Genomic DNA, 14,709 nt, shown 5'->3' with positions numbered 1-14,709 from the left:
TCCATGATATCGAGCACAAACGTCTCGCTCCCCGCTAATTATTTCAACAGTTCCCAGGGCAAAGCACTGGTCAACGCGGCGCTAAGGCCGCGTTTCCGGCGTGCGGCGCGCCGGAGACTAGTGCGGCGCCGACCCGAAGTGCCCCAGGGCATCTCCGCCGAGGACGTGCAGATGGACGTGGTACACCGTCTGTCCGGCGGCGTCGTCGGTGTTCAGGACCAGGCGGTACCCGGGAATGTCCGCGTGGTCGACCAGTCCCTCCAGTCGGGCTACCTCGGCGCCCTCGGCGATCAGCCGGCCGGCCAGTTCCGGGTTCTTCGCGGCCAGTTCGCCGGCGTCGCGGTAGCCGTGCGCCTTGGGGATCACCAGCACGTGCGTCGGAGCCTGCGGATTGATGTCGCGGAAGGAGAGGAAGTCGGCGCTGTCCCGGACGATCGTCGCGGGGATCTGCCCGGCCACGATCCGGCAGAACAGGCAGTTGTCGTCGTAGGCCGTTTCCGTACTTGTCATACCGCTCTCCGGGGTTGTAGCCGCAGGTCACGATTCGCTCGAACCGGTGATCATCGTTCGCACGAACGAGTCGATTCCGTTCAGTCGGACCGATCCTAGGCCTTCTCGTTGGTCTCCCACTGTGTACCGTTCCGGATCGCCACCACGTGATCACAACGGGTACTTCTCCCGGATCCCACGCACAGCAGGGAAAGCTTCAATGGACCGCCTCGCCGCACATGTCGTCGCCACCGCACTGCTCACCGCCGCCCTCGCCGCGGTGCCGCTCGCGCTGGCCAAGCCGACCTCCGAAGCCAGCACATTCAAGGTCGCGCTGTCCGCCGCAAGCTCATCGCCGAGCGCCTCGGCCGCGGCCTCTGCCGTCGCCCCGACCCCGACCTCTACGCCCACGCCGAAGTCGACCCCCACGAAGCCGGAGCTGGTGCCGATCCCCTGCCCTGACGCCTTTCAGGTCGGCACCACGTCGTACGCCCGCTGGCACGGCATGATCGCGTTCTCGGTGAAGCAGTTCTACTCGCCGAAGTGCCACAGCGTGTACGGATACGCGTACCCGTGGCTCCAGTTCCGCCAGCAGAAGCAGCACTACGACCTCGGCATGGCGGTGTTCGACCTCACCCACGACGCGATCGTGGGCGCGCGGACCTTCCTGAACGGCACCGGCGGCCCGGATTTCTGGTCCGCTCCGTTCGTTCCGACGGCCGGCACCTGCACTCAGGGCCTGGCGCACGTCTTCTTTCCGGACACCGAGACCGACACATTCACCGACAAGTTCTGCCTTTAGTCGGGGACGTGACGCGTTACCGGCCGCTTGACGACCAGCGGCCGGAGCGCGCGAGCAGCACGGCGGCGGCGACGGTACCAGCGGTGGACGTGCGTAGGACGGTCGGTCCCATGCGGTACGCGACCGCGCCAGCGTCCGCGAACGCGCGCAATTCCTCGGGCGAAATTCCGCCCTCGGGGCCGACGACCAGAACGATGTCGCCTTCCTGATCGACCGTCAGGTCGGCGAGCGAGCCGGCCGCGTCCTCGTGCAGGACCGCTGCCGTGGCCGCCTTGTCCAGCAGCCGCGCGACCTGCGCCGTCGTCGCCGGTTCGGTGATCTGCGGCCACCACGACCGCCGCGACTGCTTGGCCGCCTCGGCCGCGGTCGAGCGCCACTTGGCCAGGGCCTTCTCGCCGCGATCGGCGCGCCACTGCACGATCGACCTGGAGGCCGACCAGGGCACGATCACGTCCACGCCGACCTCGGTCATCATCTCGACCGCCAGCTCGCCGCGATCGCCCTTCGCCAGCGCCTGCACCACCGTGACGGCCGGCCGCGGCCTCGGCACCGAGCGGTGTTCGAGCACGTCGAGCTCCAGCGCCGGATCGCCGGAGCCGCCGACCGAGCGCACGACGCACTCGGCCAGCCGCCCCGCGCCGTCGGTCAGGTCGACCCGTTCGCCGGGCCGCATTCTGCGCACCAGCGCGGCATGCCGGCCCTCGGGACCGTCCAGCCGGATCGCCGGTCCGGACATCTTCTCCGCCTCGACGCGGAACACGGGCACTGTGGTCATTTATGAACTGTGGTCATGTGAGCTGTCGTCAAAGCGGTAGGCGGTGGTTCGCGGCCGGCCGTCACCCGTTGTTGATCGCGTCCTTGATCCGGGAGAAGAGGCCCTGCTTGCCCGGGGCGAAGGTGCCGGCCGGGCGCTCCTCGCCGCGCAGCCGGGCGAGCTTGCGCATCAGCTCCTCCTGCTCCGGGTCGAGGTTCTTCGGGGTCTGTACCTCCACGTGCACCACCAGGTCGCCCCGGCTGGTGCCGCGCAGATGCTGGATGCCCCGATTGCGCAGGGTGATGGCCTGGCCGGACTGGGTGCCCGGCCGGATGTCCAGCTCCACCGAGCCGTCCAGGGTCTCCAGCGGGATCTTGGTGCCCAACGACGCCGCCGTCATCGGCATGGTGACGGTGCAGTGCAGGTCGTCGCCCCGCCGCTGGAAGATCGGGTGCGGCTCCTCGACGATCTCGATGTACAGGTCCCCGGCCGGGCCCGCGCCGGGGCCGACCTCGCCCTCCCCCGCCAGCTGAATGCGGGTGCCGTTGTCCACGCCCGGCGGGATCTTCACGGTCAAGGTCCGGCGCGTGCGTACCCGGCCGTCGCCCGCGCACTCCACGCAGGGCGTGGGGACGACCGTGCCGTATCCCTGGCACTGCGGGCACGGCCGCGAGGTCATCACCTGGCCCAGGAACGAACGGGTGACCTGCGAGACCTCGCCACGACCCCGGCACATGTCGCAGGTGACCGGCGAGGTACCCGGGGCGGCGCCGTCTCCGGCGCAGGTCGGGCAGACCACCGCGGTGTCCACCTGGATGTCCCGCTGCGCGCCGAAGGCCGCTTCGCTCAGGTCGATCTCGACCCGGATCAGCGCGTCCTGGCCGCGGCGCACCCGGGAGCGCGGCCCGCGCGAGGCCCCGCCGCCGAAGAACGCGTCCATGATGTCGCTGAACGCGAAGCCGGCGCCGAAGCCGCCGCCCGGCGCGCCGGAGGAGGCGGAGCTGCGGGTCGGGTCGCCGCCGAGGTCGTAGACCTGGCGCTTCTGCGGGTCGGACAGGACCTCGTAGGCCAGCCCTATCTCCTTGAACCGCTCCTGGGTCTCCGGGTCCGGGTTGACGTCCGGGTGCAGCTCGCGAGCGAGACGGCGGTACGCCTTCTTGATCTCCTCCTGGGTGGCGTCACGCCGTACCCCCAGGACCGCGTAGTAGTCGGTCGCCACTCGTGTAACTCCAGCCGGATTCGGACACTGCCTGCGTGATGCGATTGCGTGTGCCTGTTGTGCTACTTACAGCTTTCGCCGACGGACCAGGCTACGCCTGATCCAGAATTCGCCCGACGTAACGAGCAACGGCTGAGACCGCGCCCATAGTGCCCGGGTAGTCCATGCGCGTCGGACCGAGCACGCCGAGCTGCGCCACCGTATCTCCGTCGCGACCGTAGCCGCTGGTGACGACGGAGGTCGCGGACAGTCCCTCGTACCCGGTCTCGTGCCCGATGCGTACGGTGAGCGTGGACGGTCCGGTGGACTCGCCGAGCAGCTTGAGCAAGACCATCTGCTCCTCGAGGGCTTCGAGCACCGGGCCGATGGTGTCCGGGAAGTCCTGGCGGAACCTGGTGAGGTTGGCCGTGCCGCCGAGCACGACCCGCTCCTCGCGCTGCTCCACGATCACCTCGAGCAGCGCCGCGACCAGCGAGTCGATCGCCGGGCGGTCCTCGTGCGGGAACTGGTCGGCGAAGTCGTCGACCCGGCTCGGCACCTCGGAGAGCCGGTGCCCGACGATCAGGGCGTTGAGCCGGGCGCGCAGGTCGGCCACGGTCGTCTCGCTGACCGGGATGGTCTCGACGAAGCGCTGTTCGACCCGGCCGGTGTCGGTGATCAGCACGAGCATGATCCGGCTTGGCGTGATCGCGACGAGTTCGACGTGCCGCACCGCGGAGCGGGATAGCGACGGGTACTGCACGACCGCGACCTGCCGGGTGATCTGAGCGAGCAGCCGGACTGTGCGCGAGATCACGTCGTCGAGGTCCACCGCGCCGCCGAGGAAGGCGTGAATGGCGCTGCGCTCGGCCGAGGACAGCGGCTTCACGCTGGAGAGTCGGTCCACGAACAGCCGGTAGCCCTTGTCGGTGGGCACCCGGCCGGCGCTGGTGTGCGGCTGGTGGATGTAGCCCTCCTCCTCCAGCGCGGCCATGTCGTTTCGTATGGTCGCCGGGGAGACGCCGAGGTTGTGCCGCTCCACCAAGGCCTTGGAGCCGACCGGCTCCTGAGTGGAGACGTAGTCCTGGACGATCGCGCGCAGCACTTCGAGGCGTCTGCGATCGAGCCTCGGGTCCTCGACCCTGGAGTCCGCGAGCCGCGGCTCGCCGAGCCTGGATTCACCGAAAACCGTGTCTCCCGGCCTTGGATCCTCGCGCATGCCCACCACCTCCCGCTCTTGTAGCGGCCTGATCACCGAGCGCTCCTGGCACTCGGGGCGAGTGAGTGCCAATGGAGGTGAGTCCAGTGTACGGCGCGGGACCGGGATCAGTCTTCAGCCGCAGGCCGCGATCGCCGAGCGCTGTTCACGAAGCCGCCGCGCCCGCCGCGGCGAAGCCGGGCGCTACGCTCGACCGCGTGGACCCCCGCGATCGCGGCCCCAGGCCGAAGCAGTACGGACCGGACGACCTGCTGCCGCGCAGTGCACAGTTCAGCCGCGCGAACCGCCCGTTACCCGAGGTCGAGGCGGTAGCGGACCTGGTGGTCGAGGAGGTGACCACCGGCTTCTGCGGCGCGGTGGTACGGGTCGAGAAGACCCCGGGCGGCTTCACGGTCACCCTGGAGGACCGCTTCCGCAAGCACCGGGTGTTCCCGCTCGGCCCGGGCTTTTTGTTAGAAGGCAAGCCGATCAGCCTGGTGCGACCTAAATCAAAATCCGAGCAAACAAGTCCGGCCACCCGTACCGCGTCCGGCTCGCGCGCGGTCCACGGGCTGCGCGCGAGAGTGGCGCGCGAAGGCCGCATCTACGTCGAAGGCAAGCACGACGCGGAGCTGGTCGAGCGGGTCTGGGGCGACGACCTGCGGATCGAGGGCGTGGTCGTGGAGCTGCTCGACGGGATCGACTATCTGCCCGGCATCGTCGACGAATTCCAGCCGGGCGAGGGAAGAAGGCTCGGCGTCCTGGTGGACCACATGGTCGCGGGCTCGAAGGAGACCAGGATCGCGAGCCAGGTCCAGGAGGGCCGGGAAGACAGCGTCCTGGTTCTCGGCCATCCGTACGTAGACATCTGGCAGGCCGTCAAACCGCAGGTGCTGGGCTTCGAAGCGTGGCCCAGAGTGCCGCGATCGGAGGAGTGGAAGGAAGGAGTCTGCGAGCGCCTGCGCCGCAAGGACCCCTCCTGGCCGCTCGACCCACGCCAGGCATGGTCGCGCATCCTCGGCGCCGTGACGTCATACAAAGACCTGGAGCCGACCCTGCTGGGACGGGTCGAGGCCCTGATCGACTTCGTCACCGCACCGTAGGGCCTGCTTGGCATGTGGCGCCGGGCCCAGCGAGACCTTCCACACAGGCCCTGATGCGGCATCGAGCCGGGCTCACGAATTCGGCTCAGTCACGCGCCGGACAAGGATCAGCGCCACGAAGACGGCGCTCAGGCCGACAAGGCCGCAGACCCACAGGGCCCGGTGGAACCCATCGGTGAGCGCGACGGCGGTGGCATGGCCGTGGCCGATCAGCGCGGTGGTGCGCGCGGCCGCGACGGTTGAGGCCACGGCGATCCCGATCGCGCCGCCGAGTTGCTGGGAGGAGTCGATCAGTCCGGAGGCGACGCCCGCGTCGCGCTCGGTGACACCGACCAGAGCCCCGATCGAGACCGGGATGAACACCCAGGTCACGCTCCCGGTCAGGAAGAAGGGGCCGGCCAGGTTCGACCAGAAGCCCCCGTGCACCGGCGCCTGGGTCGCCCACAGGATCCCGGCGCCGGTCAGGACCAGCCCGCTCGCCATCACCAGCTTGACCGACAAGCGGGTGACTAGGGCCTGGGCCGGGCCGGCGAACAGCACTCCGGTCAGGCCGACGGTGAGCCAAGCCAGGCCGGTCGTCATGGCGGAGTACCGCAGCACCTGTTGCATGTAGAGGGTGCCGATGAAGATGTAGCCGTAGAAGCTGGCGCCCAGCAGGAACCCGACCGCATTGGACCCGGCGAGGGTCTTGAGCCGGAACAGCCGCGGCGGCAGCAGCGGTGACCGCGTCCTGGCCTCGATGATCACGAACGCGATCAGCAGCGCCACCGCGGACGCAAGCAGGGCGACGGTCCGGGTGGCGGTCCATCCGACGATCGGCGCCTGCGAGATCGCATAGACCGCGAGGACCAGGGAGGCGGTCACGCTGACGGCGCCAGGCACGTCGTAGCTGCGACGCCCGGCCGGCCCACTGCCGCCTGGCGCACTGCTCGGCGGCACGACCTGACGGGTCAACAGCAGTGCGGCGCCCCCGATGGCGACGTTCAGGTAGAAGATGTACGGCCAGCCGGCGTATCGGGTCAGAACGCCGCCGGCGAGCACGCCGAACGTCGCTCCGCTCGCGCCGACCGCGCCCCAGATGCCGAGCGCCTTGTTGCGCTCTGCGCCCTCCGGGAACAGGTTCATCACGATCGAGAGCGCGGCGGGCAGCACCGCGGCGGCGCCCAGGCCCTGGAGCCCGCGCATGACGATCAGGAACGTGCCACTGGTCGCCAGGGCGCACGCGAGCGAGGCCGCCGTGAAGAGCCCGAGCCCGGCCGCGAACATCCGCCTGCGCCCGAGCAGGTCGGCGGTCCGGCCGCCGAGCAGCAGGAAGCCGCCGAAGGTGATCGCGTACGCGGTCACCACCCACTGCAGGTCCGCCCGGGCGAAGTGCAGCTCGGTGCCGATCGTCGGCAGCGCCACGTTGACGATCAGCATGTCGACGGCCGTCATGAAGCACGCGACCGCGAGCAGCGCGAACGCCCGCCATCGGTGTACTGCGACAGGCGCCGCGGGCTGCGCGGGCGCCCGGTCTCGGATGTCGTCGATGCTGCGGTCCAGCGAAGTCATGCGGGCCTCCGGCCGTCACGGGTGGGAGTTCTCACCGGTTCAAGCACCGGGCGTCCCGGGGATTCGTCGCCGCGCGGCGATGAATTCGGCGCGCCGCCGGTGTTGCATAGCCAGGAGCCGAATTCCGGGCGACCGCCGGAGGAGAGGACAGGCCTGCCATGACCCAGACCACCCTCGCGCTTGCCCAGGCCGGGGACGGTGAGGCCTTCCGCGAGCTCGTCGATCCCCACCGCCGCGAGTTGCAGGCGCACTGCTACCGGATCCTTGGCTCAGTGCAGGACGCCGAGGACGTACTTCAGGAGGCCCTGTTGGCGGCATGGCGTTCGATCGGCCGGTTCGACGGCCGGTCGCTGCGGGCGTGGCTGTATCGAATCGCCACCAACCAGTGTCTCAACTACCTGCGCGGCGAGTCCCGCCGCCCGCGGCCGGCAGGCCCGTCCGATCACCGCGCGAGCTGGACGGGGTCGGGACAGTCCGCCGACCCGTGGTGGCTCGAGCCCTTCCCCGGCGATCCGGACGACCTGACTCCCGGCCCCGAGGCGCGGTACGACGCCCGCGAGTCGATCGCCCTCTCGTTCGTGGCAGGCCTGCAGCATCTACCGCCGCAGCAGCGTGCGGTGCTGGTGCTCCGGGACGTGCTCGGTTTCCCGGCAGCCGAGACCGCGGGCATCCTCGGCACCACCCAGGCCGCCGTCAACAGCGCGCTCATCCGGGCCCGTGCCGCACTCCCGCCCGGACGGCACCCGCACGAGGTGCCCATCCCCAAGTCACCGGCCGAAGCCGCCGTCGTCGACCGGTTCGTCAGTGCATTTCAACGCTTCGACCTAGAAGAACTGGTGAGCCTGCTGACCGACGACGCCAGGCTGACGATGCCGCCGGAGCCCATCGAACATCGGGGGCCCGGGACGATCGCTCGCTTCCTGTTGCAGTCCCATGCGGGCCACGAGCTCAAGTTCCTCCCCACCCGGGCCAACGGCCAGCCCGCCCTGGTGCTCTACCTCCCCGATCCGCACGCGCCGATCTGGCGGGCCTGCGGCCTCATCGTCATCTCTCTTCGGGGAGATCAGGTTCAGGAGCTCACCCGCTTCCGGGCGCGAACCTGCCGACACGCTTCGGCTACCCCCGCACCCTGCCACGCACGTAGCCGGCTTCGTCATTGCACGACGCACGCAGCTCTACCGCACGTATGACCAACGCCGCTCAACAGCACCGCAAGCCCCACGTCCTACAAGATCCATATCTTTTCTTTCAGACAATCGGATCTCACGCTCTTAGTCCGTGAGGTCACGGACTAAGGCGTCTGCGAGCAGGCGGCCGCGCAGGGTCAGCACCGCGTGCCCGTCGGCGAACGGCAGCGGCTCCAGCAGTTCGTCGCCCAGCGCGCGGCCGGCGGCGGCGCGGGCTTGGGGCGAGAGCAGGGCGAGGTCGAGGCCGTCGATCAGCCGCAGCTCCAGCAAAATGCGCTCGATTCGGCGATCTTCTCCGGCGAGCAGTTCCCGCGCTTGGCCCGGAGACTGTCCTGCCGCGATGCGCTGTGCGTAGACGGCTGGGTGCTTCACGTTCCACCAGCGCGTGCCTGCGACGTGGCTGTGCGCCCCCGGTCCGACGCCCCACCAGTCCGCGCCATTCCAATACAGCAGGTTGTGGCGGCATCGCGCGTCCTCGGACACCGCCCAGTTCGATACCTCATACCAGCCATAACCGGCCGCCGTGAGCATCTCGTCGGCGATTACATAGCGGTCCGCGTGCACGTCATCGTCGATATTCGGCAGCTCGCCGCGCCTTATCCGGGCCGCGAGCCGCGTACCCTCCTCCACGATGAGCGAGTAGGCCGAGACGTGGTCCGGATACGCGCCGATCACCGCTTCGAGCGAAGCCCGCCAGTCGTCATCGGTCTCCCCAGGCGTGCCGTAGATCAGGTCGAGATTGACCTGCTCGAATCCCGCGTCGTACGCCCAGCGCACGCATTGCTCCGGTCGGCCAGGGGTGTGCCCGCGTTCCAGTACCTCGAGGACGTGCTTGCGCGCGGACTGCATGCCGAACGAGATCCGGTTAAAGCCGCCCTCGGCCAGTTCAACCAGATATTTCTCGTCGACCGATTCGGGATTCGCCTCGGTGGTGATCTCGGCCGCGGCGTCCAGGCCGAACTCGTCGCGAATTGTTTTGAGGATCGCCTTCAGGTCCCGCGCGGGGAGCAGTGTGGGCGTACCGCCGCCGAAGAACACCGTCTCTACGGGCACGTATCGGTCGCCGAGTACCCGCCTGGCCAGCCGGATCTCCGCGATAGCCGTTTCCGCGTAAGACGCCTGGGACGCACCGCCGCCGAGTTCCTTAGCGGTATAGGTGTTGAAGTCGCAGTAACCGCAGCGGGTCGCGCAGTAGGGCACGTGCACGTAGAAACCGAACGGCCGCTCCCCGAACGCGGCTGCGGACGCGGCAGGCAGCGCCCCGTCATCCGGGACCGGTACTCCGTCGGGTGGAACTGATGGCATGAATCGATTGTCCGCCTGCCGCCGCGCTGTTTCCTACTTCTTCTTCGCGTCCACGGGTGCGTCCGAGTCGGTGGAAAGCGCCGCGATGAACGCCTCCTGCGGCACCTCGACCCGGCCGACCATCTTCATCCGCTTCTTGCCTTCCTTCTGCTTCTCCAGCAGCTTGCGCTTACGCGTGATGTCACCGCCGTAGCACTTGGCCAGCACGTCCTTGCGCATCGCGCGGACCGTCTCGCGGGCGATCACCCGGGCGCCGATCGCGGCCTGGATCGGGACCTCGAACTGCTGACGCGGGATCAGGTCCTTGAGCCGTTCGGCCATCTTCACGCCGTAGTTGTAGGCCCGGTCCTTGTGCACGATGGAGGAGAACGCGTCCACCTTCTCGCCGTGCAGCAGGATGTCGACCTTCACCAGGTCGGCCTGCTGCTCGCCGGTCGGTTCGTAGTCCAGCGAGGCGTAGCCGCGGGTCTTGGACTTGAGCGCGTCGAAGAAGTCGAAGATGATCTCGCCGAGCGGCAGCGTGTACCGCAGCTCGACCCGGTCCTCGGACAGGTAGTCCATGCCGAGCAGGTTGCCGCGGCGGGACTGGCACAGCTCCATGATCGCGCCGATGTAGTCGGACGGCGCCAGCACGGTCGCGCGCACCATCGGCTCGTATACCTCGGCGATCTTGCCGTCCGAGGGGAACTCGCTCGGGTTGGTGACCGTGTGCTCCTGGCCGTTCTCCATGACGACGCGGTAGACCACGTTCGGCGCGGTCGCGATCAGGTCGAGGTTGAACTCGCGCTCGAGCCGCTCGCGGATGATCTCCAGGTGCAGCAGGCCGAGGAACCCGACGCGGAAGCCGAAGCCGAGCGCGGCCGAGGTCTCCGGCTCGTAGACGAGCGCGGCGTCGTTGAGGCGCAGCTTGTCCAGGGCGTCGCGCAGGTCCGGGTAGTCCGATCCGTCGATCGGATAAAGCCCTGAGAAGACCATCGGCTTGGGGTCCTTGTAGCCGCCGAGCGGCGTGGTCGCCCCCTTGTTCTGCGCCGTGATCGTGTCGCCGACCTTGGACTGGCGCACGTCCTTCACGCCGGTGATCAGGTATCCGACCTCGCCGGCACCGAGTCCGTCCGCGGGCATCGGCTCGGGTGAGATGACCCCGATCTCCAGGAGCTCGTGGGTAGCGCCGGTCGACATCATCAGGATGCGCTCGCGCTTCGTGAGGTGGCCGTCCACGACACGGACGTAGGTGACCACGCCTCGGTACGAGTCATAGACCGAGTCGAAGATCATCGCGCGGGCCTTGCCGTCCGGCTCGCCGACCGGGCCGGGGATGGTGCGCACGACATGGTCCAGCAGTTCGGGCACGCCCTGCCCGGTCTTGCCGGAGACCCGCAGCACCTCTTCCGGCGCGCAGCCGATCAGGTGCGCCAGCTCGGCGGCGTACTTCTCCGGCTGCGCGGCCGGCAGGTCGATCTTGTTGAGCACCGGGATGATCGTCAGATCGTTCTCCAGCGCCATGTACAGGTTCGCCAGCGTCTGCGCCTCGATTCCCTGCGCCGCGTCGACCAGCAGCACCGCGCCCTCGCAAGCGGCGAGCGAGCGCGAGACCTCGTAGGTGAAGTCGACGTGGCCCGGGGTGTCGATCAGGTTGAGGATGTGCGTGGTGCCCTCGACGCGCCACGGCAGCCGGACCGCCTGGGACTTGATGGTGATGCCGCGCTCGCGCTCGATGTCCATCCGGTCGAGGTACTGCGCGCGCATCTGCCGCTCGTCGACGACGCCGGTGAGCTGCAACATCCGGTCGGCCAGGGTGGACTTGCCGTGGTCGATGTGCGCGATGATGCAGAAGTTCCGGATCAGCGCGGGGTCCGTGCGGGACGGCTGCGGCACGTTGGGCGGAAGCGAGGGCAACGAAGTCAATCCATTCGACTGGTGGGAACCGGCTCCATGGTCCCATGAGGCGAGCACGTTCTCCGAATGGAGAAGTGCCAGCGATCGGGCGGACGCGCGTGCCATGCTGGAGCCTCGCGTCATCCCGATCTTCGGAAGGCCCTGAATGGTCCGGTTCGCGCACACGGCCGACTGGCAGCTCGGCATGACCAGGCACTTCCTCAGCCCCGGCGCGCAGGGGCGCTACGACCAGGCACGGCTCGAGGCGATCGAACGGATCGGGCGGATCGCGGGGGCTGAGGGCTGCGAGTTCATCGTGGTGTGCGGGGACGTGTTCGAGCATGTGCAGGTCGCGCGCAAGACGGCGGCTCCGGCGCTGCGCGCGCTTCGGGCCGTTTCCGAGCAGGTGCCGGTCTATCTGCTGCCGGGCAACCACGACCACCTCTCCTCGGCTTCGATCTATGCCTCGCACTGGTTCGGCCCCGAGCGACCGGCGAACGTGCACGTGCTGAACGAGCCCGGTGTGGTCGAGGTGCGTGCCGGCGTCGAACTGCTTGTCGCGCCCTGGGATGGCAAGCAGCCGCCGGCCGAACAGGTCGACCGTTTGGCCGCGCGTGCACCGATTATCGGATCGGACGCGGTCCGGATCGGCGTCGGCCATGGCGGTGTGGACACGTCGGCCTCGCAGCTGACCGAGGGTCCGATCAGCGTGGCGACTCTCGAGAAGGCGCTGGCCGACCGGCGAATCGACTTCGTGGCCCTCGGCGACCGGCATTCGCGCACGCAAGTGGGCACGACCGGCCGCATCTGGTACTCGGGCACGCCGGAGCCGACCGCGACACGTGAGATCGATCCGGGACAGCTGCTCGTGGTCGACGTCGAGCCCGGCGCAGCAGCGAAAGTGACACCGCATCAGGTCGCGACCTGGACGTTCGCGGAGCGGGAGTTCGTGCTGCGTGGCGCCGACTCCGCGGATGACGTGCTGGCGTGGCTTGATGGCTTTCCCACGCCGGCGCGCACGGTCGCGAAACCGATCCTGCGCGGCGAGTTGACCATCGCGGAACATGCTCGGCTGACCGAGGCGATCGAGCACCGGCGTGATCTGTTCGCGGCGATCCCGGCGTCGGGACGCAGCGATGTGCGGGTCCGGTCGGATGATCAGGATTTCGCGGACCTGGAGCTGACCGGGTTCGCGGCTGAAGCGCTGGACGAGTTGCGCGGCGTGGACAGCGACACGGCGCGCGACGCGCTTGGCCTGCTGCTGCGGCTGGCCGGCGGCAGCGCTGCCAAGGCCGGTGGCGTCGCAATGGCGAGCGGGGCGGGTGTGCGATGAGGCTGCATCGGATCACGCTGACCGACTATCGGGGCGTGCGCGATCGGACCGTGCACTTCGCCGAGCAGGGCGTGACGATCGTGTCCGGGCCCAACGAAATCGGCAAGACCTCGCTGGTCGAGGCGCTGGACCTGCTGCTCGAGGAGAAGGCCAGCTCGACCCGCAGAGAGATCATGGCCGTACAGCCGGCCGGGCGCGATGTCGGCCCGTGCGTCGAAGCGGAGCTGAGTTTCGGCCGGTACCGGGTGGTGTACCGCAAGCAATGGATCAAGGGGAAGACCACCGAGCTGCGGATTCTCAGCCCGACTCCGCAACAGGTCAGCGGCAATCCCGCACACGAGCGCTTCGCCGAGTTGCTGGGCGAGGCGGGTATCGATCTGTTCTTGTGGCGGCAGCTGAGGATCAGTCAGGACTGGCAGCGCAGCCGTGCCCAGGGTCAGCGTCCGGACGGACAGTCGGCGATCGCGGGACTGCCGGCGGTCAGCGGTGCGCTGGAGCGGCAGAACGCGCACGTGGTGCGTACCGGTCCGGAAGAGGCGCTGTACGAGCAGGCCCGTCAGCAGTACGAGCTTTACTACACCCCCAAGCGCGGCGAGCCGCGTGGCGAATACGCCGAGGCGCGCGCCGCGCTCGATGAAGCGAACAGCAGGGTCGAGGCGGCGAAGCAGGCGCTCGCCGACGCCGAGGGCGCGATCGCGGAGCAGACGCGGCTGCGCGGCGAGTCACACGAAGCGGCGCTCGAACTGGATGAGGCGCGCGCGGATCTCGCGGCGCTCGAAAAGCAGAGCGCGGAACTGGCGCAGCTGCGCGGTCGGCTCGGCGAGATCGACGCGGCGCTCGCGCTGGCGCATCAGATCGAGGCCGCGGCTGCGGATGTGGAACGCTTCACCGCCCGGTCTGCGCAGCTGGAGGCGGAACTGGCGACTGCGACGACGGAGCTCGGCACAGCGCAGGCCGATTATCAGGGCGCACAGCAGCAAGCCGCCGGTCTGCGCGCGGAGGCGGAACGGCTGCGCGAAGCGGCGCGACTGGCCGAAGAGGACGTCCGCTGGCACCGAGACCGGCAGGTGGCGGACCGGCTCGCGGCGCAACTCGAACGCGCGGAGGCCGCGGCGAAGCGGGTGCGCGCCGCGGATCAACTGTTGGCGGCTAATCCGCTCACCGAGCGGATGCTGGACCGGATCGAAGCCGCGCATAAGCAGTGGGACAAGGCTGCGGCGCTCCTTCACGCGAACGCGGCGACGGTGACCGTCACGCCGCTGGGAGATGCTCCGGTGAGCGTGGCCAGCGGCGAGGCGCCAGGCGTCGGTACCGAGGCCGACGGCACGGTGAGCAGCGCGATTGACGGCGCAGTTGGCCGCGCTTCAGGTTCCGGGCTGGAGGCGATGCCGGCCAGTTACCCCGCCGTCGAGTCGATCACGGTCGAGGCACCCGGCGTCGTGCGTGTCGTGGTCAGCCCGGGTGCGGGCGAGAGCCAGCGCCGGGAGGAGGAGCGCACGACGCGCGCGCAATACCGGGAGCTGTGCGCGGCGGCTGGCGTCGCGGACCTGGCCGCGGCCAAGGACGCTCACCGCAGGCGACGCGCGGCCGAAGAGGAGCGCCGCGCAGCAGTTCAGGAGCGGGACGCCGCGGTCGCCGATGCGCGCCAACACGGCGAGGAGCTGTCCGACCTACACGACCGGCTCGCGGCGCTCAGAGACCGGATCACCGCGCAGGAGGCCGGCCGGGCCGCCGATCAGCCGGTGCCCGAAACGCTTGAGGCGGCCCTGGCTGCGGAAACGCAGCTGCGCAGTGCTCAGGATGACGCGGAGGCGCGGCTGCATGTCGCCGATTCCGCGGCAGGTCACGAGGAGTCGCGAGTCGTCGGCCTGCGGGAGAAGATCGCGTCGCTCCAGCGCGAGGTCGACAACGCGG

At 69.3% G+C, this 14,709-nt stretch carries 12 protein-coding genes; 5 read left to right on the top strand and 7 right to left on the bottom strand.

Annotated elements, in window-relative coordinates; genetic code table 11:
- Positions 1-117: 117 nt before the first annotated feature.
- The gene (locus VFA06_RS00430; protein ID WP_324838302.1) at positions 118-510 is read right to left on the bottom strand and encodes a histidine triad nucleotide-binding protein; all 393 of its coding nucleotides are present in this window, start codon (positions 508-510) and stop codon (positions 118-120) included.
- Between the two features lie 199 nt (positions 511-709).
- Here VFA06_RS00430 and VFA06_RS00425 point away from each other — a divergent pair, with 199 nt between their 5' ends.
- Positions 710-1,291, top strand: coding sequence for a hypothetical protein (locus VFA06_RS00425; RefSeq protein ID WP_324838301.1), 582 nt, complete (start codon positions 710-712; stop codon positions 1,289-1,291).
- Positions 1,292-1,307: 16 nt separating this feature from the next.
- On the opposite strand, the gene VFA06_RS00420 is transcribed toward VFA06_RS00425, so the two are convergent.
- From VFA06_RS00420 to hrcA, 3 genes are all read right to left on the bottom strand, one after another.
- The gene (locus VFA06_RS00420) at positions 1,308-2,066 is read right to left on the bottom strand and encodes a 16S rRNA (uracil(1498)-N(3))-methyltransferase (protein WP_324838300.1); all 759 of its coding nucleotides are present in this window, start codon (positions 2,064-2,066) and stop codon (positions 1,308-1,310) included.
- A 61-nt stretch (positions 2,067-2,127) separates the two neighbouring features.
- Positions 2,128-3,264: a molecular chaperone DnaJ gene (gene dnaJ, locus VFA06_RS00415; protein WP_324838299.1), complete on the bottom strand. Its 1,137-nt coding sequence runs from the start codon at positions 3,262-3,264 to the stop codon at positions 2,128-2,130.
- A gap of 91 nt (positions 3,265-3,355) precedes the next feature.
- Positions 3,356-4,462, bottom strand: coding sequence for a heat-inducible transcriptional repressor HrcA (gene hrcA, locus VFA06_RS00410; protein WP_324838298.1), 1,107 nt, complete (start codon positions 4,460-4,462; stop codon positions 3,356-3,358).
- Positions 4,463-4,659: 197 nt separating this feature from the next.
- Between hrcA and VFA06_RS00405 the strand changes: the two genes are divergently transcribed.
- Entirely contained in the window at positions 4,660-5,544 is an 885-nt protein-coding gene (locus VFA06_RS00405; RefSeq protein ID WP_324838297.1) for a DUF3097 domain-containing protein, read from the top strand.
- Positions 5,545-5,616: 72 nt separating this feature from the next.
- Here VFA06_RS00405 and VFA06_RS00400 read toward each other — a convergent pair whose 3' ends face one another.
- Positions 5,617-7,095, bottom strand: coding sequence for an MFS transporter (locus tag VFA06_RS00400; RefSeq protein WP_324838296.1), 1,479 nt, complete (start codon positions 7,093-7,095; stop codon positions 5,617-5,619).
- A 158-nt stretch (positions 7,096-7,253) separates the two neighbouring features.
- Between VFA06_RS00400 and VFA06_RS00395 the strand changes: the two genes are divergently transcribed.
- Complete coding sequence (locus tag VFA06_RS00395; protein ID WP_324838295.1) at positions 7,254-8,285, top strand: RNA polymerase subunit sigma-70; 1,032 nt, start codon at positions 7,254-7,256, stop codon at positions 8,283-8,285.
- A gap of 81 nt (positions 8,286-8,366) precedes the next feature.
- On the opposite strand, the gene hemW is transcribed toward VFA06_RS00395, so the two are convergent.
- Entirely contained in the window at positions 8,367-9,587 is a 1,221-nt protein-coding gene (gene hemW / locus VFA06_RS00390) for a radical SAM family heme chaperone HemW (RefSeq protein WP_324838294.1), read from the bottom strand.
- Between the two features lie 33 nt (positions 9,588-9,620).
- Positions 9,621-11,483: a translation elongation factor 4 gene (lepA, locus tag VFA06_RS00385; protein ID WP_324838293.1), complete on the bottom strand. Its 1,863-nt coding sequence runs from the start codon at positions 11,481-11,483 to the stop codon at positions 9,621-9,623.
- 145 nt (positions 11,484-11,628) lie between these two features.
- Between lepA and VFA06_RS00380 the strand changes: the two genes are divergently transcribed.
- Together VFA06_RS00380 and VFA06_RS00375 are read left to right on the top strand one after the other, a co-directional pair.
- On the top strand, positions 11,629-12,795 hold the full coding sequence (locus VFA06_RS00380; protein WP_324838292.1) for a DNA repair exonuclease: 1,167 nt from the start codon (positions 11,629-11,631) through the stop codon (positions 12,793-12,795).
- The coding region (locus VFA06_RS00375; protein WP_324838291.1) for an AAA family ATPase at positions 12,792-14,709 on the top strand (1,918 nt) is incomplete at its 3' end. The genes VFA06_RS00380 and VFA06_RS00375, both read left to right, overlap by 4 nt.

It is taken from the genome of Actinocrinis sp., assembly GCF_035653575.1.
In the GTDB taxonomy this organism is placed as follows: domain Bacteria; phylum Actinomycetota; class Actinomycetes; order Streptomycetales; family Catenulisporaceae; genus Actinocrinis.
This window is presented reverse-complemented; position numbering and strand designations above follow the sequence as displayed.